The organism is Streptomyces sp. NPDC048018 (assembly GCF_043202995.1).
Classification (GTDB): Bacteria; Actinomycetota; Actinomycetes; order Streptomycetales; family Streptomycetaceae; genus Streptomyces.
Genome location: NZ_JBIDBK010000011.1, coordinates 1 through 18,490, shown reverse-complemented (window position 1 = coordinate 18,490; position 18,490 = coordinate 1). Strand labels below are relative to the sequence as shown.

Annotated in this window: 20 protein-coding genes and 1 tRNA gene; 16 read left to right on the top strand and 5 right to left on the bottom strand. The window is 70.2% G+C overall.

Features of this window, described 5'->3' with window-relative positions; all coding sequences use genetic code 11:
- The first annotated feature begins 202 nt into the window (after nucleotides 1-202).
- The 16 genes from ACGF1Z_RS31110 (at nucleotide 203) to ACGF1Z_RS31035 (ending at nucleotide 13,752) form a co-directional block, all read left to right on the top strand.
- Nucleotides 203-3,322 (top strand): hypothetical protein, encoded by a 3,120-nt coding sequence (locus ACGF1Z_RS31110; protein WP_393009376.1) that lies wholly within the window; start codon nucleotides 203-205, stop codon nucleotides 3,320-3,322.
- A gap of 9 nt (nucleotides 3,323-3,331) precedes the next feature.
- Nucleotides 3,332-6,070 carry a hypothetical protein gene (locus ACGF1Z_RS31105; protein WP_393009375.1) on the top strand — a complete coding sequence of 913 codons (2,739 nt, stop codon included), beginning with the start codon at nucleotides 3,332-3,334 and terminating at the stop codon, nucleotides 6,068-6,070.
- 9 nt (nucleotides 6,071-6,079) lie between these two features.
- Entirely contained in the window at nucleotides 6,080-6,523 is a 444-nt protein-coding gene (locus tag ACGF1Z_RS31100; RefSeq protein WP_393009374.1) for a hypothetical protein, read from the top strand.
- A gap of 18 nt (nucleotides 6,524-6,541) precedes the next feature.
- A complete protein-coding gene (locus tag ACGF1Z_RS31095) occupies nucleotides 6,542-6,808 on the top strand; it encodes a hypothetical protein (RefSeq protein ID WP_393009373.1) in 267 nt (88 codons plus the stop codon).
- A gap of 68 nt (nucleotides 6,809-6,876) precedes the next feature.
- Nucleotides 6,877-7,191: a hypothetical protein gene (locus ACGF1Z_RS31090; RefSeq protein WP_393009372.1), complete on the top strand. Its 315-nt coding sequence runs from the start codon at nucleotides 6,877-6,879 to the stop codon at nucleotides 7,189-7,191.
- Nucleotides 7,191-8,153, top strand: a complete 963-nt coding sequence (locus tag ACGF1Z_RS31085; protein WP_393009371.1) for a peptidoglycan-binding protein — start codon at nucleotides 7,191-7,193, stop codon at nucleotides 8,151-8,153. The genes ACGF1Z_RS31090 and ACGF1Z_RS31085 overlap by 1 nt, the downstream gene beginning before the upstream one ends.
- Nucleotides 8,154-8,163: 10 nt before the next feature.
- A complete protein-coding gene (locus ACGF1Z_RS31080; protein ID WP_393009370.1) occupies nucleotides 8,164-8,538 on the top strand; it encodes a hypothetical protein in 375 nt (124 codons plus the stop codon).
- Between the two features lie 12 nt (nucleotides 8,539-8,550).
- Nucleotides 8,551-8,898 (top strand): hypothetical protein, encoded by a 348-nt coding sequence (locus ACGF1Z_RS31075; RefSeq protein WP_393009369.1) that lies wholly within the window; start codon nucleotides 8,551-8,553, stop codon nucleotides 8,896-8,898.
- Nucleotides 8,895-9,470: a collagen-like protein gene (locus ACGF1Z_RS31070; RefSeq protein WP_393009368.1), complete on the top strand. Its 576-nt coding sequence runs from the start codon at nucleotides 8,895-8,897 to the stop codon at nucleotides 9,468-9,470. Before ACGF1Z_RS31075 ends, ACGF1Z_RS31070 begins: the two co-directional genes overlap by 4 nt.
- A 242-nt stretch (nucleotides 9,471-9,712) precedes the next feature.
- On the top strand, nucleotides 9,713-10,165 hold the full coding sequence (locus ACGF1Z_RS31065) for a Panacea domain-containing protein (protein ID WP_393009367.1): 453 nt from the start codon (nucleotides 9,713-9,715) through the stop codon (nucleotides 10,163-10,165).
- A gap of 5 nt (nucleotides 10,166-10,170) precedes the next feature.
- On the top strand, nucleotides 10,171-10,635 hold the full coding sequence (locus ACGF1Z_RS31060) for a hypothetical protein (protein WP_393009366.1): 465 nt from the start codon (nucleotides 10,171-10,173) through the stop codon (nucleotides 10,633-10,635).
- 138 nt (nucleotides 10,636-10,773) lie between these two features.
- Nucleotides 10,774-11,430, top strand: coding sequence for an HAD family hydrolase (locus tag ACGF1Z_RS31055; RefSeq protein WP_393009365.1), 657 nt, complete (start codon nucleotides 10,774-10,776; stop codon nucleotides 11,428-11,430).
- Nucleotides 11,431-11,474: 44 nt separating this feature from the next.
- Nucleotides 11,475-12,659 (top strand): multiprotein-bridging factor 1 family protein, encoded by a 1,185-nt coding sequence (locus ACGF1Z_RS31050; protein WP_393009364.1) that lies wholly within the window; start codon nucleotides 11,475-11,477, stop codon nucleotides 12,657-12,659.
- A 90-nt stretch (nucleotides 12,660-12,749) separates the two neighbouring features.
- Nucleotides 12,750-13,106, top strand: a complete 357-nt coding sequence (locus tag ACGF1Z_RS31045) for a hypothetical protein (protein WP_393009363.1) — start codon at nucleotides 12,750-12,752, stop codon at nucleotides 13,104-13,106.
- Complete coding sequence (locus ACGF1Z_RS31040) at nucleotides 13,103-13,267, top strand: hypothetical protein (RefSeq protein ID WP_393009362.1); 165 nt, start codon at nucleotides 13,103-13,105, stop codon at nucleotides 13,265-13,267. Before ACGF1Z_RS31045 ends, ACGF1Z_RS31040 begins: the two co-directional genes overlap by 4 nt.
- A complete protein-coding gene (locus tag ACGF1Z_RS31035; RefSeq protein ID WP_393009361.1) occupies nucleotides 13,264-13,752 on the top strand; it encodes a hypothetical protein in 489 nt (162 codons plus the stop codon). The genes ACGF1Z_RS31040 and ACGF1Z_RS31035 overlap by 4 nt, the downstream gene beginning before the upstream one ends.
- Nucleotides 13,753-14,058: 306 nt before the next feature.
- On the opposite strand, the gene ACGF1Z_RS31030 is transcribed toward ACGF1Z_RS31035, so the two are convergent.
- The 5 genes from ACGF1Z_RS31030 to ACGF1Z_RS31010 form a co-directional block, all read right to left on the bottom strand.
- Nucleotides 14,059-14,289, bottom strand: coding sequence for a helix-turn-helix domain-containing protein (locus tag ACGF1Z_RS31030; protein WP_393009360.1), 231 nt, complete (start codon nucleotides 14,287-14,289; stop codon nucleotides 14,059-14,061).
- A 552-nt stretch (nucleotides 14,290-14,841) separates the two neighbouring features.
- Nucleotides 14,842-14,914 (bottom strand) — tRNA-Arg (locus ACGF1Z_RS31025).
- 108 nt (nucleotides 14,915-15,022) lie between these two features.
- Nucleotides 15,023-16,417, bottom strand: a complete 1,395-nt coding sequence (ahcY, locus tag ACGF1Z_RS31020) for an adenosylhomocysteinase (RefSeq protein ID WP_393009359.1) — start codon at nucleotides 16,415-16,417, stop codon at nucleotides 15,023-15,025.
- Nucleotides 16,410-17,327: a methylenetetrahydrofolate reductase [NAD(P)H] gene (metF, locus tag ACGF1Z_RS31015; RefSeq protein ID WP_393009358.1), complete on the bottom strand. Its 918-nt coding sequence runs from the start codon at nucleotides 17,325-17,327 to the stop codon at nucleotides 16,410-16,412. Before metF ends, ahcY begins: the two co-directional genes overlap by 8 nt.
- Nucleotides 17,324-18,490: vitamin B12 dependent-methionine synthase activation domain-containing protein (locus ACGF1Z_RS31010; protein WP_393009357.1), on the bottom strand; the 1,167-nt coding region annotated here is incomplete at its 5' end. The genes ACGF1Z_RS31010 and metF, both read right to left, overlap by 4 nt.

Genomic DNA, 18,490 nt, shown 5'->3' with positions numbered 1-18,490 from the left:
GTCGGCGCTGCTGGAGCAGTGGGCGCTCATCGAGGCGGACCTCCACGAGACGTACGGAATCGACGTCGGCGACCGGGCCCTGCTCCGGGCCCGGTCCTGGCGGTGGCTGCGTCTGCGCATCCTCGGCCTGCTCTCCTCTGACACCCGCATCCAGCGGCACTTCGCACCTCCTGAACCCACGACGCAGAAGGGGGTGCGGTAGATGGCGCTCACGGTCGGCGAACTCCAGGCCTACGTTCGGGCGGACGACACCGGCATGCGCCGGGGACTGCGGGACGCCGAGCTGCGCCTCCGCGGCTTCCAGGTCGACGCTGAGGGCCGCCTGCGCACCCTGAACGGCCGGTTCGCCACGCTCGGCGAGCAGGCCGCGGTCGGCTTCCGCAGGGCCGACCGGGAGGGCAACCGCTTCAGCGCCACCCTCGGACGCCTGGCTGGCATGGGCCGGGGGCTCGCCGGTCTGGCGGGGGCGATCGGCCCGGTCGTCGCCGCTCTGGGCGCTGCCGGCCCGGCTGCGGCAGGTCTGGCCGCTGCGGTGGGGCAGATCGCCCCGGCGGCCGGCCTTGCGGTGACGGGCCTGATCTCTGTGGTCCTGGCCTCCCAGGCCCTGAAGCTCGGCATGGTCGGTGTCGGTGACGCCATCACGGCAGCTCTGGACCCAGAGAAGGCCGCCGACTTCGAGAAGGCGATTTCCAAGCTCGCGCCGAACGCGCAGGCGTTCGCCCGGCAGGTCAAGGAGCTCGCACCGGAGTTCCGGAGCCTCCAGCAGGCTGTACAGAACCAGCTCTTCGCAGGCTTCGACACCATGCTGAAGCGGATGGCCACGACCACCCTCCCGGTGGTCCGCTCCGGGCTGACGGGCGCGGCGCAGGCCCTGAACCTGATGGCGCTCGGCGTCGGCAACACCGCGATCGGGCTGAGCAAGAGCGGCACGCTCGGCAAGGCCATCGCCGGCGCGAACGCAGGCCTCGTCAACCTCTCGTCGATCCCGGGCCAGCTGGTCCAGGGTCTCGTCCAGGTCGGCGCTGCTGCGGCGCCCGCGTTCGCGCGGCTGACCGCCGGGGCGGGCGACGCGTTCGACAGGTTCTCCGCGCGTATGTCGCAGGCGTTCGAGAGCGGCGCGATGCAGCGGGCCATCGAGCAGGCGATCAGCTTGATCGGCGACCTCGGCACCGTCCTCGGCAACATCGGCGGCATCCTCGGGAGCGTCTTCTCGGCTGCGCAGGTGTCCGGCGGCGGGTTCATCGGGACGCTGAAGGAAGTCACGGGCGCGATGCGCGCTGCGTTCGCTTCACCGGAGGTCCAGAGCGGCCTCCGGGCGATCTTCCAGACCATGGCCACCCTCGCCCAGACGGCGGCCCCGCTGCTGATCCAGGCCTTGAAGGCGGTCGGCCCGGTTTTCGCCGCTCTCGGCCCGCCAGTGCAGACGCTGATCAAGGCGCTCGGCTCCGCGCTCCAGCCCGTGATCAAGGCGCTGGGACCGGTACTCCAGGCGGCCGCCGCAGCGCTCGGCCGGCTCGTGGAGGCGGCCTCTCCGCTCCTGGCGGTGGCCGGGCAGCTGATCGCCTCGATCCTGCCCGCCATCACCCCGCTTTTCGACGCTCTCAAGGTGGTCATCAACGCGCTCGCGCCGGTGATTGCCCAGCTGGCGACGACGATCGGCGCGACCCTCGCGCCGATCATCACGGCCCTGACGCCGATCATCGCGACGCTGGCGAAGACGATGGGCGCACAGCTTGCTGTGGTCGTCGGGATGGTCGGGCAGGTCGTGGTCGCCCTGTCACCGACGCTGATCCAGCTCGGCACCATCTTCGGCGAGCTCCTCACCGCACTGAGCCCGGTCATCACCGAAATCACGGCGCTCGGACTGCAAATCCTGACCGCCCTGATGCCGTTCATCCAGCCGCTCATCCAGCTGGTGGCCAGGCTCGCGGGGGCGCTGGCGGGCCAGCTCGGCACCATGATCCGCACCATCGTCGTCCCCGCCCTTCAGGCGGTCGCCGCGCTGCTCCGCGGCGACTTCTCCGGGGCTTTCGCCGCGGCGAAGACCATGGTGAAGGGCGTCCTCGACAGCATCGTCAGGTGGTTCGTCGACCTGCCGCCGCGGATCGTGCGGGCCCTGGGCAACCTGGGCACCCTGCTGTACAGCAAGGGTGTCGACATCGTCCGAGGGCTGTGGCGCGGCATCCAGTCGATGGGCGGCTGGCTGTCCTCGCAGGTCTCCGGCTGGGTCAAGTCGGTGGTCCCGGGCCCGATCGCGTCGGCCATGGGTATCCACTCTCCGTCGAAGGTGACGGCGGCGCAGGGCCGGTGGATCGCGCGCGGTCTCATCGAGGGCCTGACCGGCACGTCGAAGCAGGTGCGGTCCGCGTCGCAGCGGCTGGCCGACATCGTCGAGGGCGCCCTGTCGGGCCGTCGGCGACGGGCGGCCCTGGCGAGGATCGACACCGGCACGGCCGGCCTGTCGCGTCTCGCTGCCCGCGAGACAGCGCTCGCGGCGCGTCTCAAGGCTGCGAACAAGTCCCTCCAGGACCAGATCAAGGCGCGCGACGCGCTGTCCGCGACGGTCCGCAAGGGCGTGCTCGACGCCGCGGACATCACGAAGGACGCCGACCAGCGTGGCGTCACCGCTACCACGATCTGGGCGAACCTGTCGATGCGTCTGGAGCAGGCCAGGCGTTTCGCCGCCCAGCTCGCGCAGCTGCGCGCGAAGGGGCTGCGGGCCGACCTGATTGCCCAGGTCGCGCAGGCAGGGGTGGAGCAGGGCGCGGCGGCCGCCGCAGCGCTCGCTGCCGCGTCCAAGGGCGAGATCCAGCAGATCAATTCCGTCCAGGGGCAGCTCGTCACCGCCGCCGGCCAGGCCGGGAACGTGGCCGGGCAGGCCATGTACGGAGCCGGGATCCAGGCCGCTCAGGGCCTGGTGAAGGGGTTGCAGCGAGAGCAGTCGGCGATCGAGCGCCAGATGCTCATCATCGCGAAGGCGATGCAGTCGGCGATCAAGAAGGCGCTCGGGATCCGGTCGCCGTCGCGGGTCATGGCGGCGGTCGGCCAGTGGATTCCGGCCGGTCTGGTGCAGGGCATCGAGTCGGGCCGCTCCGCAGTCGACGCCTCGATGGCCGGCCTCGTCACCCTTCCACGACCGGCACTTGCCGGCGTGGGTGCGGGGATGCCTGCGGCGGGCGCCCTCGGGCAGCCGCAGGGGCCCATCGAGATCGTCCTCCGCTCCGATGGGAGCCGTTACTCGGACTTCCTCGTCGAGGAGCTCCGCAAGGGCATCAAGGCCCGCGGCGGCGACGCCGACGCCGTACTCAGCCAGAAGAGATAGGAGCACGTCATGGCGTTCCCGGACACACCCCTCGGCACCCGCGTAGACCTCGGGATCGGAGGGGTGTGGACGGACGTCACAAGCTACGCCTACACCCGCGACCTCATCACCATCAACCGGGGCATCCCCGACGGCGCTTCCGTCGCCGACCCGGGCCGCTGTTCCGTCACCCTCGCGAACCTCGACGGCAAGTACTCCCCACGCAACCCCCGGTCGCCCTACTACGGGAAGATCGGCCGGAACACCCCGATCAGGGTGTCCGTCCCGGGTGCCGAGCCGTACCTCCTCGTCCCCGAGGGCGTCGCCGGCCGTGCCACCACCCCCGACACCGCGGCCCTGGACATCACCGGGGACATCGACGTCCGTGTCGACCTCGCGCCCCGCCTCTGGGCAGGTGCTGGCATCGGCTACGAGCTGATCGGTAAGTACGGCGCGACGTCGGGTAACCGGAGCTGGCGCCTGATGATCACCGGCGAGGGTGAGCTGATGCTCACCTGGTCGCCGGACGGCACGAACACCCTGGAGCACCGGTCGCCGAAGCTCCGTGTGCACGGCCCGCGTGCGTCCGTCCGCGCGACCCTCGACGTCAACAACGGCTCTGGCGGCTACACCCTCACCTACTACCTCGCGGACAGCCTCTCCGGCCCGTGGACGCAGATCGGGCAGACCGTCACCACCAGCGGCGTCACGAGCATCTTCGCGTCCGCTGCGGCTGTCGAGCTCGGCGACATCGCGACCATGGCCTTTACCAATCACGAGAGGAAGATCTACGGCGCGCAGATCCGCTCGGGCATCGGCGGCACCCTCGTCGCCTCCCCATCGCTCTCCGCGCAGACGCCCGGGAGCACCAGCTTCACGGACTCCACGGGCAAGGTGTGGACCGTCGCCAACGGCGCCAGCATCTCCGACCGCTCATATCGGTTCGTCGGGGAGGTGTCCGCATGGCCGCCGAAGTGGGCGCCGTCCGGCCGGGACGTGTGGACGCCACTTGACGCCTCCGGCACCCTCCGCCGCCTGTCCCAGGGCAAGAAGGCCCTCGACTCCACGCTGCGCCGGCGCCTGCCCTCGCGCGCCTCGCTGCTCGCGTACTGGCCGTGCGAGGACGGCAGCGGCTCCACGCAGGCATACAGCCCCCTCCCGAACAACACGCCTCTGCGTATCAGCGGGTGGTCCTTCGCGCAGGACGACACCCTCGGGGGATCTGCGGCCCTGCCGGTCATCGACCCGGGCGGCACGATGCGGGGAACCGTACCGGCGCCCGTGCCCTCGTCGTCCACGTGGTCCGTGTGCCTGCCCTACCGGGTCGACGGCACCCCGCCAGCCGCCGAGCAGGAGTTCTTGTCCTGGCAGACCTCTGGCACGGTCCGCAGGTGGCGCTTCACCCAGGGCGCCACGGGCGCTCACATCCTTGGGTACGACCTCGCCGGGGCACTCATCGTCAACGCTGCCTTCGTGGGCGGCACGGACGTCTTCCAGGGCTGGTGGAGGCTCGAATTCACCGCCACCCAGAGCGGCGGGAACATCTCCTGGACGATGGGCTGGACCCAGGTCGGCGGCGGACACACCCAGGTCGGCGGCACAGTCGCCGGAACCGTCGGCCAGGTCACGCAGATCGACACTGTCTTCGGCTCTGGCCTGCCCGACATTCGCGTCGGCCACGTCACCGTCTGGTCAGCCGACGCCATCAGCGCGGCCTACGCCAATGCGGACAAGGGCTTCGACGGAGAGCTCGCGTCCACCCGCCTCGCGCGCCTCGGCACCGAGGAGGCTCAGACACTCGGGATCGCCGTCTACCAGGACCTCGACCAGACCAGCGAGGCCATGGGCCCCCAGCGGCCGGCCGCCCTGCTCGATGTCCTGCGGGACTGCGCGGACAGCGATGGCGGCTTGCTCACCGAGGCCCGCGAATCTGCGGCCCTGGCCTACCGGGAGCGAGCGACGCTCTACAACCAGACGCCGCGCATGGTCATCCCGTACGGCAGCATCGAGCCCGATCTCGAGCCCGTGGAGGACGACTCCGGCATCCGCAACGATCGTACGGTCAGCCGGATCGGCGGCACCTCGGCGCGCGCGGTCCTGGAGACGGGCCCGCTGTCGATCCAGGCGCCTCCGAACGGGGTAGGCGTGTACGACGACGCCATCGACCTGTCGCTGGCGAACGACCAGCAGCCGCCGCAGATCGCCGGGTGGCTGCTCCACCTGGGCACATGGGATGAGGCGCGCTACCCCACGATCAAGCTCTCGTTCCACAAGAACCCGTCGCTGATCAGCAGCTTCCTGGCCCTGGAGCTGGGCGACCGCATCCAGATCACCGGCCTTCCCGACTGGCTGCCTCCCGGTCCGCTCGACCTCATTGTCCTGGGGATCAGCGAGACTCCGGGCGTCCGTACGTGGGACGCCACCCTCACCTGCACCCCGGCCGGCCCCTGGACCGTTGGCGTCGCTGATGACCCGGTGCTGGGTCGGGCTGACACGGAGTCCTGCGTGGTGGACACGACGATCAACAGCACCACGACCACGGTGCTCTTCACTACCTTCGTCGGCCCCCGCTGGGTCGACTCGGCGGCGTGGCCTGGGGAATTCCCGTTCAACGTCATCGCTGGCGGCGAGGAGATGACCGTCACCGCGATCTCCGGCACCGGCCTCACACAGACCGCCACCGTCATCCGGTCCGTCAACGGCATCGTCAAGGGCCACGACGGCGGCACAGCCGTGAGCCTGGCCGACCCCACCTATCTCGCCCTGTAGGAGGTACACATGGCCAACTGGTTGGCCGGCATGCGGATTACTGCCCTACGGCTCAAGGTGGACTCGGCCGAGACCGAAGACACCAACACCGTCACCACCACCTCGACGACATTCGGCGACACCAGCGGAGGGCCTTTCACCGCACAGGTAATCGTCCCCTTCAGCGGAACGGTGCACGCGTCCTTGCGGTCGACCCACCGCAACAGCTCGGCGACGCTCACAACCGTTGCCCACTTGGAGGCGACGGGCAGCGTGTCGGGCTCGATCTACGGCGCATCGACCGTGGCGGCCCTGATCGTCAAGGGCCAGGACAACTGGTCGCTTTCGCTGCGGAAGCGCTTCACCGGCCTGGTGCCCGGCGAGATCCTCACCGTCCGCGGCCTCTGGCGCGTCAACTCCGCCTCCACCGGAACCATTGATTACCGGTGCCTCAGCCTCGAAGGCGCACCATAACCCTGATCGGAGGGCCCTGTGCCCATCGTTGTCCCCCTCCTCGAATCGAAGCAGTACACCGGCAGCAACGGCCCCGCGATCGTCGAGTGGCTGTGCGGCACCATCGACCTCGAAAGCGACGACGGCGAGGAGCTCGTCCTCAACTACATCGGGTCCCCCCGACGGCTCCGCGTGGGCGACTGGGTGATCGCGGGAGGCGGCGGCGCCGGCACCCCCCGCTGCTTCTCGACCGAGACGACCGCCGCCGACTACGCGAACGTCTGGGCCGAGCTGCCCGGACTGTAACGACCGTCCCGACCACCTTCGTACGCCCCGTGCCGCCGGCCGGGGCTTCTGTCATTTCTGGAGGACGCATGTCCCAGCCCACTCCGGCGATCGGCCGGATCGTGCACTACCGCCTCAGCCAGCACGAAGCCGACGCCGTCAACCGGCGCCGCCAGGACTTCCGCGAGAGCGGCAGCGCTGCCGCCCGCACCGGGTTCGTCGGGCACTTCGGCAACCGCGTCGAGGAGGGCGACGTGTTCCCGGCGGTGATCGTCCGCGTCTGGAGCGAGTCCACCGTGACCATCAACGCGCAGGTGTTCCTCGACGGCACCGACGTGCTGTGGGCGACCTCGCGCGCCGAAGGATCCAAGCCCGGCACCTGGGCATGGCCGGAGCGTGTGTGATGGCCACCCCCATGACCCCGGACCAGTGGCTGAAGGCACTCCGCGAGGAAGGCGTCACCGACATCGTCGAGATGCCCGGCTGGCGCACCCACAACCGCGGCCAGCGCGGAGACGGCTGGGGCGACGTCCACGCCACGATGGTCCACCACACCGCCGGCGAAGGCTCCGGCCTCCCGGCCTGGTGCTACAACGGCAACAGCGACCTTCCCGGCCCGCTGTGCCACGACTACCTCGCCCGCTCCGGCCGCCTCTACCTCGTCGGCTCCGGCCGCGCGAACCACGCCGGGATGGTGGCAGCGAACGCGTACGACGCCGTCCTCCACGAGCGCGCAGAGCACCCCGAGCCGGGGCCCGACGCCCTCGACGGCAACGCCCGCTCGTACGGCATGGAGGTCGAGAACTCCGGCGCCGCTGGACGCCCGTGGCCGAAGGTGCAGTACGACGTCGCGGTCCGCGTCCAGGCCGCCCGCTGCCGCTTCCACGGCTGGACGGCGAACTCTATCTGGGCCCACAAGGAAGCGACCCGGCGCAAGCCGATGGACCCGCGGATCGACATGGACGTCTTCCGGCGCGATGTCGCCGAGCGGCTGCGGCACCCGGCAAGCTGGAACCCGGGTGCCCCGGACACGCCGCCGACCACCAAGCCGCAGCCGAAGCCCCCGGCGCAGCCCGCACCGAAGCCCAAGCCGCCGGCCTTCGAGCCTTTCCCGGGCGCCGCGTTCTTCCTCCAGGGCGGCAAGCCCGCCCTCGGGAAGTCGAGCCCGATCTTCACCGCCATGGGCCGACGACTCGTCGCCCTCGGCTTCGGCCGCTTCTACCGAGTCGGCCCGGGCCCGACGCTCGGACAGGCGGACGTGGACGCCTACCAGGCCTACCAGCGCTCCCTCGGCTTCACCGGCGACGACGCCAAGTGGCCGCCCGGACCCACCTCGTGGGCACGACTCCGTGTCCCCAACGTCTGAGAGGACCCCCGTGAGAATCTTCGGCCGCGAGCCCGTCTACCTGCTCGCCCTCATCGCCATCGCCCTGAAGCTGTCCGCCGCGTACGGCCTCGACGTCTCCGACGCACAGCAGGGCGCCATCATGGCCTTCCTGTCCCTCGTCGTCGCCGTCGTGTCCGCCTTCGTCCTGAAGACCGGCGCGGCCGGCGCGGCCATCGTGAACCTCGCCCAGGGCGGCCTCGCGCTTTTCCTCGCGTTCGGCCTGAACATGCCCGCCGAGGTGCAGTCACTGTGGATGGCCGCCGTCGAGGGCGCCGTGGCGCTCCTCATCCACCGCGAGGTCACCGCACCGGTCGGGCCGCTGCCCATCGAGCAGCGCAGCCCGATCAAGCCGACCGGGATCTGATCGGAGCACCACGTGCAGACGGACCCGACTCTCGGCGAGGTGATGCGACGCCTCGAAGACGTCCGCCAAGATCTCAAGGAGGACTTCCGGGAGCTCGGGCTCCGACTGGACAGCAAGGTGTCGTTGGAGCGGTACGAGCTGGAAAAGCTCGCCCGTGACGAGTCGCTGCGGCAGGTCGCCGAGCGCGTCACCGCCATCGAGACGGCCCGGGATCAGGAGAAGGAGAAGAAGCAGCAGGACGACCAGCGGGCGATCGATCGCCGCGCGGCTGACCGTCGGCTTCTCTTCAGCGCCCTGATCGCCCCGGTGCTCATCCTGCTCTTCACCGTCTACATCCAGGCCCGGGGGGCGGGAGCGTGACGCACAAGTCCACCAAGGGCGCGGCCCGGCGGCGGCCCGGCGACGGAGCCTTCTGGCTCGCGGTCGCGCTCGCCCTCTCCGGGTTTGCGTTCATCGTGATCACGATGCAGGGCCTGGCGCAGGATCTACGCGAGGCCAACGCGGCGCGCGACCAGCTCGCGGCGCAGGTCGAGCGGCTCGGCGGCACACCTGTGGCCGGGCCGCCCGGGTCCCGCGGCGAACCCGGGCGCAGCATCGAGGGGCCGCCCGGCCCCGAGGGCAGCCCTGGACCCACGGGCCCGGCTGGCATACCGGGGCCGAGCGGCCCACCCGGCCCGTCGGGGAGTCCGGGGGTGGCGGGGACGGACGGCGTGGGGGCGTCCGGACCGGCAGGACCACCTGGGCCTTCAGGCCCGTCAGGCGCAGCAGGGCGCGACGGGCGTGATGGTGTGGACGGCCGCGACGGCGCGAATGGGCAGGCGTGCCCGGATGGCTATGCCTTGCAGCCGTTGGCCGGGGATCCGAACATCCTCGCCTGTCAGCGCACCACGTCCAGCACGCCGTTGAAGGGCCGCGACCAGGCCAACCGATGAACGATGCCCCCTCTCGCGCTGCGGCGCGGGAGGGGGCAGCTTCGTCGTGTCCACCCGACCATTCGTCGAACGTTTGACCGACAGGTCACCAACCGTCCAGACTTTCACCCCAGCACTTATCGAACCCGTACGGCCTCGATATCGTGAGGCTGTCTGGGGGACGTCCCGCACAACCGCACCCCTGCCGACCCGGTACGCCGATGGCAGCGCTACGGTGGGACCAAGACAAGAAGGGGGCAAAAGTGGCAAACGTCAACGACGTCGCAGCATACATACTGCTCAAGGCCGCCCCGATGTCCGCCATGAAGCTGCAGAAGCTCTGCTACTTCGCCTACGGCTACCACCTCGCATGGGAAGACCGACAGCTCTTCCCTGAACGCTTCGAGGCCTGGGCCAACGGCCCCGTCGTCTACGAGCTCTACGACCACCACCGCGGAAAGTTCCAGATCCACAAGAACGACATCCCCGGCGACCCCGCACGGCTCGACTCTAACGAACGCGAGTCCATCGACGTCGTCCTGGAAAACTTCCTGCCCTACGGGGCGCACGAACTGTCGGCGATGACGCACGCCGCAGGCCCCTGGGTCCACGCACGGGAACGGGCCGGGGTCGCGGACCTTGAACGCAGCAACCACGAACTGTGGGACTCGGACATCGCGGACTTCTTCGGCGCACTGGTGGAGCAGGAGGGCTAGTCCCGTTGAGGGGGAAGGCCAAGAAGAAGCTCCAGGTGCCGCCGTCGCGGATACCCGACAGCAAGCGCATCGGTGACCCGTCGAACCTACTCCCTGGCGGCCAGGACAGCAGCGACCGCGTCTCGTGGCGCTTCACCCACGTCGATCACGAGAGCCGCTGGGGATTCAACCGGATGGAAGCCAGCGTCTTGTGCGAGGTGCTCACCAAGCTCGCCGGCTGTGAGTCGATGACGTTGAACGAGCTGCGGACGAGCCGCCGACTGTTCAAGGAGTACGAACTGCCGAGCGGCCTGTGCAAGGAAGCCCTGGACCGGCTCGCAGCCACGGGGCGGGATGACCAGTCACGCATCCACCGGCTGCAGTTCACCGGAACGCAGCGCCTCTATGGCTTCCTCCAGGGCAGCGTGTTCCATGTCGTGTGGTGGGATCCAGACCACGAGGTTTACCCGACCAGCCCGCGCAACACGTAGCGCGCGGTCACGCGCGCCTGCCGACGCCATGAATCTCCCCCCTCTCGCCTTCGGGCAGGAGGGGGCGGCCTCGTCAGGTCCGGGGGAAGGCGAGAACGCCCAGGACTACATCCACCCCACACCCGTACCCTCTGCCCCATGATCAGGTGCATCGTCTTCGACATCGGCGAGACTCTCGTCCGCGACGACCGCTACTGGGCCTCATGGGCCGACTGGCTCGGCATCCCCAGACACACCGTCTCCGCGCTGGTCGGCGCCGTCGTCGCCCAGGGCCGCGACAACGCTGACGCCCTGCGCTTGCTCCGCCCCGGCATCGACGTCGGCGCCGAGTACGCCGCGCGAGAAGCAGCTGGCCGCGGCGAGCACCTGGACGACACCGACCTCTACGACGACGTCCGCCCAGCCCTCGCCGAACTCCGCCAGCTCGGCGTCCGCGTCGTCATCGCCGGAAATCAGACCGCCAAGGCCGGACAACTCCTGCGGGACCTCAATCTGCCAGCGGATTTCGTCGCCACATCGGGTGAATGGGGCTGCGCGAAGCCGAGCACGGAGTTCTTCCTCCGGGTCACCGAGACGACGGCCGGCGCAGGCCCCTGGGACACGGTCTACGTCGGCGACCATCCGGCCAACGACACCGTCCCCGCAGCCGAGTTCGGCTTCCGCACCGCGCACCTGCGGCGCGGCCCCTGGGGCCACCTGTGGGGCACCGAGCCGGCGGTCGTCGAGACAGCGGACTGGGTTATCGACTCTCTGCACGACCTCGTCAGCATCGTGCAGCGGGAGCAGCAGGCGTAGCGGTTTCCGTACACAGCGCGTAACCCCGCCGGTACGGTCTCACCATGCCCGCCGACAGCCCGAAGGAGGTGGGCGGCCGCATCGCCGCCCGCCGCCGCGCCCGCCGCCTCTCCCAGCCCCAACTCGCCGCCGAGGCCCGCGTCTCGCTGTCCATGCTCCGCAAGATCGAGCAGGGCCAGCGCAGCCCCGGCGACAGCACGCTGGAGGCGCTCGCCCGCGTCCTCGGGGTGGACGCCACGCAGCTGCGCACCGGCTTCCAAGGCACCGAGAGGCGCGTCCACGCCGCGCTGCCCGACCTGTCCGCCGTCATCGCCGGGTACGAGATTCCCCAAGGCGCGCCGACGCGCCACCCGGGCGAGCTGGCCGAAGCCGTGGGCACGGCGGTGGAGTGGCGCCTCGGAGCCCAGTACGGCCGCATCGCCGCCACCATCCCCAGCGTCCTCGCCGACGCCATCCGCTACGTCCACACAGCCCCGGCCCGCGAGCACGCGGACGCCGCGCGGCTCCTCGCCTCCGCAGCTCGTACAGCAGACGCAATCGCGTTCAAGTACGGCGCCCGCGACCTCTCCGGCCGCCTCATCGACCTCATGCGCTGGGCCGCAGCCCGGTCGGCGGACCCGCTCGTCGAGGCGGTCGCGGCGTACGTCCGCACCGAGGAGTTCTTCGCCGCCCGCGCCCACGCCGTCGGCCTGGCCGCCCTGGAGCAGGCCATCGAGGCATCCCCCGCGCCGTCCTCCAGCCTGGCGGCAGCAGCCCGCGGCGCCCTCCACATGCGGGCCGCCGTCATCGCCGGCCGCGCGGAAAATGCCGCCGCAGCCGACCTCCACCTCGGCCACGCCCAGGACCTCGCCAGGCAAGTCGCTCGTGAGGGCACCTACCTGGGCACCGCCTTCGGCCCGGACTCCGTCCGCATCCACGAAGTCTCCGTGGCCGTCAGCCTCGGTCCCCAGCATGTCGACCGCGCCCTCGCGGTGGCTGAGCAGTGGGCGCCGCCGAGCTCCCTGCCAGCCGAGCGCCGGTCAGGCTTCTACATCGAGCTCGCCCGCGCCCAGGACTGGGCCGGTCTCCCGGGCGACGCGTTCGAGTCGCTGAAGGTCGCCCGCCAGGCCGCGCCGCAGCACACCCGCGAGCACCCGTGGGCCCGCGAGGTCGCCGCCGGCCTACGCCGCCACTACCGCGCGGACGCCGAATCGCTGACGCACTTCGCCGAGTGGATCGGCGCCGTCTGACCGCCCACCGGGGGTGACACAAGGTGTGTCACTTGTCGGCCTTGCCGCGCTGCACGATCTCCCTGTCGCACCGAACAGGGAGGTGAGCGGGTGTCCACACCCATCCCCATCGAGGGGCACGTCAGCCCCGCGCGGCTGCACGGCCGCGCCTGCTGGCACTGCGGCGCAGTCACGCGCACGCTGACCGCGGCCGGCACGGTCATCCGTCCCGGCTCAACCCGACACTGGCCGATCGTGTCCTGCGGCTGTCGCCCGGCAACATCCGTACGACAGCAGGCCGTCGCCCGCCGATGCGCCTTCTGCCCCGAGCCCGACGCCGACGCATGCATCCGCGTCCAGCAGGACGGCCGGCACGTCCTCGCCCACCGCGCCTGCGCGGCCCGGAAGCAGGTGGACACCCTCTACGTCTTCACCCTGGCCCCGTCCCGCCCGGACGAGACCCCGTGACCACACCGGACAGCGCGCCCGTACTGCGACCGGACTGCGAGTTCGGCGAACACACCTGGTGCAAGCCGGACGAGGTCCGCACGTCGTACGGCGAACTCGCCGTCCCGGCCCACCGCTGCGACTGCCCCTGCCACCGCCCCGAGTCGAAGGCCACTTCATGATCCAGACTCGTACGCCCATGCACGCGCCCCCGCCCGGCGCCGACCGCCTCAGCCGCATCCGCGTCGTGCCCGGGATGGCCATGTCGGCGGCCGGCCGCTCCTGCCATCTACTCCTCGCCCACGATCCACTGGAGTCGAGGGAAGACCACCCCACGGTGTCCCAGGACATGCTCGGCATCGCCGCTGGCCTCGGCCTCACCCCGTCGTGGCGTCCGTCCCGACACCTCGTACGCCGCGCATACCTCGCCGAGGGCGTCGTGTTCCTCGACTACGGGCACGAGCACCTCGTCCTGCAAGGACCGGTGGAACAGGCGTGGTACGCCCTGGCCGCCGCCAGCGGGTATACCCGCCTCTCCGTGGCCCTGGACGCGCGCCCGGACGAGGGCACCGACTCCGTCACCTTCATGGCCGTCGCCAGACAGACCGGGCGCCTGTGGGCTGGAATCACGGCGACGCGCATTGCAGCACCAAGGGGACCTCGATGACCTTGAAGATCTGCGCCTACTGCGATAAACCGATCGCGGGCGAGGCCATGGACGTCACGGAGTACTCCGACCGCGGCGCCCACCCGCCGGTCTGGTGGCACCCGCACGGCGACCCTGCGTGCTGGCGATCGACGCCACGGGCGCACGAGGAGCCGCACATCGGGGGTGTCCGGGTCGATCGGTCCACGTACCGGCGGACCACGGGGCGTCTGGCGCCTCCCTAATCTCCTGCCCGCGGGCGCGCCGACTGCTCGCGGGCAGGGCCAGACGCCCCGGCCGGTACTCATCCCCCATGGCCGGCCGGGGCTACCTCACCAGGTCGCCCGGGGCCACGCCGACGGCGCGGGCGATCTGGAGGAGGAGACCGAGGCGCGGATCGGAGGTGCCGTGCTCAATCCGGTGGATCGTCTTGTGGTCGACACCGACGAGCTCGCCGAGCCGCTCCTGCGTCAGGTTTGCGTGCTCGCGGGCGGCCCGGATGCGGGCTCCGATCGCCTGGCGGCGGTGGTGGACCCACGGGGGCTGTTCAGAGGGCATCCCTCCAACGTCCGCCGACCATGATCACCTTGTCTTTACCTGTCTGGGTAAATCGTTTGATCTTCTGGAGGGTCGGGTATCAGCCACGGACCTCCCGCCAGACGTCCGCGCGCCGGCACTGCTGGAATCGTGCGGACCAGGGCAGCGAGCGGCGTATATGCGTCCGCCCTCGCTGCCTAACGCTCTGATTCGGTCAGAGCAGAGCTGCCCCGTCCCAACCTGGGACGGGGCAGTGCCATGTCGATTACCGTGTACGAGAAGGCCCCCCGCCGATTTTCCCGGCGGGGGGCCTCTGCCTGTCGAGTCGGCCTCCCCGCCGAGCATCCACAGGATGGCGAGCGGTATGCGTCTGACGCGTGTGGGGAGACATGTCGGCCCGCTCAGTAGTCAGCACTCTACGCCGTGTGGCTGCTGGGCACACCCTTTTTGACGTACCGACTATTCATGATCGCGTGGGGATGTGGCATTCGCGTGGCATCTGAAAAAGGAGAAGGCCCCTCGCTCGAACAGAGCGAGGGGCCCAACCCCTTCCTGACCTGCTGCGCAGGCTTGTGCCCCCGGCAGGATTCGAACCTGCGACACCCGCTTTAGGAGAGCGGTGCTCTATCCCCTGAGCTACGAAGGCAAGGCGTGCGGTCAGTGTAGCGGGTGGGGCGGGGGCGGGGTGGGGAGCGGGTTCGCCGGGAACGGCGAAAGCGCCCCACCCGGGTGGGTGGGGCGCTGGGGGCCGCGGTCAGTAGCGGTAGTGGTCGGGCTTGTAGGGGCCGTCGACGGGGATGCCGAGGTAGGTGGCCTGGTCGGGGCGGAGGGTGGTGAGTTTGACGCCGAGGGCGTCGAGGTGGAGGCGGGCGACCTTCTCGTCGAGGTGCTTGGGGAGGACGTAGACGTCGGTCGGGTACTGCTCGGGCTTGGTGTAGAGCTCGATCTGGGCGAGGGTCTGGTCGGCGAAGGAGTTCGACATCACGAAGGACGGGTGGCCGGTGGCGTTGCCGAGGTTGAGGAGGCGGCCTTCGGACAGGACGATCAGGGTTTTGCCGTCGGGGAAGGTCCAGGTGTGGACCTGGGGCTTGACCTCGTCCTTGACGATGCCGGGGACGGCGGCGAGGCCGGCCATGTCGATCTCGTTGTCGAAGTGGCCGATGTTGCCGACGATGGCCTGGTGCTTCATCTTGGCCATGTCCGAGGCCATGATGATGTCCTTGTTGCCGGTCGTGGTGATGAAGATGTCGGCCGTCTCCACCACGTCGTCCAGCGTGGCGACCTGGTAGCCGTCCATCGCCGCCTGCAGCGCGCAGATCGGGTCGATCTCGGTGATGATGACGCGGGCGCCCTGGCCGCGGAGGGATTCGGCGGAGCCCTTGCCGACGTCGCCGTAGCCGCAGACGACGGCGGTCTTGCCGCCGATGAGGGTGTCGGTGGCGCGGTTGATGCCGTCGATGAGGGAGTGGCGGCAGCCGTATTTGTTGTCGAACTTGGATTTGGTGACGGCGTCGTTGACGTTGATGGCAGGGAAGAGGAGTTCGCCGTCGCGGTGCATTTCGTAGAGGCGGTGGACGCCGGTGGTGGTTTCCTCGGTGACGCCGCGGATGCCGGCGGCGAGGGTGGTCCAGTCGAGGGTGCTGTGTTCCAGGAGGGTGCGGACGACGGCGAGTTCCTCGTTCTCCGGTTCCGGGAGGGTGCCGGTCTTGGCGTAGGCGACGCCCTTGTGGATGAGGAGGGTGGCGTCGCCGCCGTCGTCGAGGATCATGTTGGGGCCGTCGGCGTCGGGCCAGGTCAGGGCCTGCTCGGTGCACCACCAGTACTCTTCGAGGGTTTCGCCCTTCCAGGCGTAGACGGGGATGCCGGCGGCGGCGATGGCGGCGGCGGCGTGGTCCTGGGTGGAGTAGATGTTGCAGGAGACCCAGCGGACCTGGGCGCCGAGGGCGACGAGGGTTTCGATGAGGACGGCGGTCTGTACGGTCATGTGCAGCGAGCCGGTGATGCGGGCGCCGGCGAGGGGCTGCGCCTCGGCGTATGCGCGGCGGATGGCCATGAGGCCGGGCATCTCGTGTTCGGCGAGGGTGATCTCCTTGCGGCCGAACTCCGCGAGGGTGATGTCGGCGACCTTGAAATCGGTGAACTCAGACACGTGCAAAGCTCCTAGTGCTGGGGGCGCCGGGCGTGGCGAGGGTGGACTCGATGTTCTGGTGGATCTCAAGCGTCGCGAGGGACTTGTTGAGCGTGATGTAGTGCAGGCCGGGCGCGCCCTCGGCGAGGAGTCGCTCGGCCATGCGCGTGGCGTGGTCGACGCCGATGCGGTGGCCTTCGGCCGGGTTGCCGCGGGTCGCCTCCAGGCGGTGGGCGAGGTCCTCGGGGAAGCTCGCACCGCTGAGTTCGGCGAAGCGGCTGATCTGCCGCACGTCGGTGGCGGGCATGATCTCCGGGATGATCGGGGTGTCGCAGCCGGCCACGTCCACCCGGTCGCGCAGCCGCAGGTAGTCCTCCGGGTCGAAGAACATCTGCGTGATCGCGTAGTCCGCGCCCGCCCGGCACTTCGCGACGAAGTGCCGGACGTCGCTCTCCCAGTCGCGCGAGCGCGGATGCTGCTCGGGGAAGGCCGCGACGCCGATGCCGAAGTCGCCCAGTTCCCTGACCAGGGAGACCAGTTCATGGGCGTGCGTGAAGCCCTCCGGGTGGGGGATCCAGGGCGCGTTCGGGTCGCCCGGCGGATCGCCCCGCAGGGCGAGGACGTCCCGTACGCCCGCGTCGGCGTACTGGCCGATGATGTGGCGCAGTTCGGCGACCGAGTGGCCGACGGCGGTGAGGTGCGCGACCGGCCGCAGGGTCGTCTCCGTCGCGATGCGCTTGGTCACCTCGACCGTGCGGTCCCGGGAGGAGCCGCCGGCGCCGTACGTCACGGAGACGAAGGTCGGCGACAGCTGCTCGATCCGGCGGATCGCGTTCCACAGGGTGTGGGTGCCCGCCTCGGTCTTCGGGGGGAAGAACTCGAAGGAGAAGGAGCGGGTTCCGCTCGCGAGAACCTCGCGCACCGTGGTCATCGGCGTCCTCCCGCGTTGAAGTAGGTGGCTTCCGGGTGGTGGACGACGAAGGCGTCCGTGGACTGTTCGGGGTGGAGCTGGTACTCCTCGGAGAGGTGGACGCCGATGCGTCCGGGTTCGAGGAGGGCGGCGATCTTGGCGCGGTCTTCGAGGTCGGGGCAGGCGGGATAGCCCAGGGAGTAGCGGCAGCCCTGGTACTCGGTGCGGAGCATGCCCTCGATGCCGGCCGGTTCCGAGGTTCCGGCGATGCCCCACTCCGTTCGCACGCGTGCGTGCCAGTACTCGGCGAGCGCTTCGGCCAGCTGCACCGACAGGCCGTGCAGTTCGAGGTAGTCGCGGTAGGCGTCGGCGGCGAACAGCTTCCCGGTCTCCTCCCCGATCCTCGAACCGACCGTAACCATCTGCAGGGCCAGGACGTCCGTCTCCCCGGACTCCTCGGCGCGGAAGTAGTCGGCCAGGCAGAGGCGGCGGCCGCGCTGCTGGCGGGGGAAGGAGAAGCGGGTCCGCTCGCCTCCGTTCTCGTCCAGGACGATCAGGTCGTCGCCCTTGGACACGCAGGGGAAGTAGCCGTACACGACGGCCGCTTCCAGGAGCTGGTCCGTCTGCAGCCGGTCGAGCCAGGCGCGCAGCCGCGGCCGGCCCTCCGACTCGATCGTCCCGCTGTCCTTCAGTCCCCACTGGCCCTTGAACAGCGCCGTCTCGTCCAGCCAGCTCGCGTACTCCTTGAGCGCGATGCCCTTGACGACCCGGGTGCCGAGGAAGGGCGCCTCGGGCACACGGTTGTCGGTGGCGACGTCGGAGCGCCCGGCCGGTTCCGGCTCGCGGACGTCCAGGAGCGGGGTGTCCCGCTTCGGGACCCGGCGCTGCTTCAGCTCCGGCAGGCTCGCGCCGGGCACCCCGCGCTTGACCGCCATCAGCGCGTCCATGAGGCGCAGGCCCTCGAAGGCGTCACGGGCGTAGCGGACCTCGCCTTCGTAGATCTCGTGCAGGTCCTGCTCGACATACGCCCGGGTCAGCGCCGCACCACCCAGGATCACCGGGAACCTCTCGGCCAGACCGCGACCGTTCAGCTCCTGCAGGTTCTCCTTCATGATCACCGTGGACTTCACCAGGAGACCCGACATGCCGATCACGTCGGCCCGGTGCTCCTCGGCCGCTTCCAG

Bases quoted from the DNA above. Each gene is read 5' to 3' on its own strand.
- ACGF1Z_RS31110 (WP_393009376.1), top strand. From the start codon at position 203: ATGGCGCTCACGGTCGGCGAACTCCAGGCCTACGTTCGGGCGGACGAC.
- ACGF1Z_RS31105 (WP_393009375.1), top strand. From the start codon at position 3,332: ATGGCGTTCCCGGACACACCCCTCGGCACCCGCGTAGACCTCGGGATC.
- ACGF1Z_RS31100 (WP_393009374.1), top strand. From the start codon at position 6,080: ATGGCCAACTGGTTGGCCGGCATGCGGATTACTGCCCTACGGCTCAAG.
- ACGF1Z_RS31090 (WP_393009372.1), top strand. From the start codon at position 6,877: ATGTCCCAGCCCACTCCGGCGATCGGCCGGATCGTGCACTACCGCCTC.
- ACGF1Z_RS31085 (WP_393009371.1), top strand. From the start codon at position 7,191: ATGGCCACCCCCATGACCCCGGACCAGTGGCTGAAGGCACTCCGCGAG.
- ACGF1Z_RS31055 (WP_393009365.1), top strand. From the start codon at position 10,774: ATGATCAGGTGCATCGTCTTCGACATCGGCGAGACTCTCGTCCGCGAC.
- ACGF1Z_RS31050 (WP_393009364.1), top strand. From the start codon at position 11,475: ATGCCCGCCGACAGCCCGAAGGAGGTGGGCGGCCGCATCGCCGCCCGC.
- ACGF1Z_RS31035 (WP_393009361.1), top strand. From the start codon at position 13,264: ATGATCCAGACTCGTACGCCCATGCACGCGCCCCCGCCCGGCGCCGAC.
- ACGF1Z_RS31030 (WP_393009360.1), bottom strand. From the start codon at position 14,289: ATGCCCTCTGAACAGCCCCCGTGGGTCCACCACCGCCGCCAGGCGATC.
- metF (WP_393009358.1), bottom strand. From the start codon at position 17,327: ATGACCACGGTGCGCGAGGTTCTCGCGAGCGGAACCCGCTCCTTCTCC.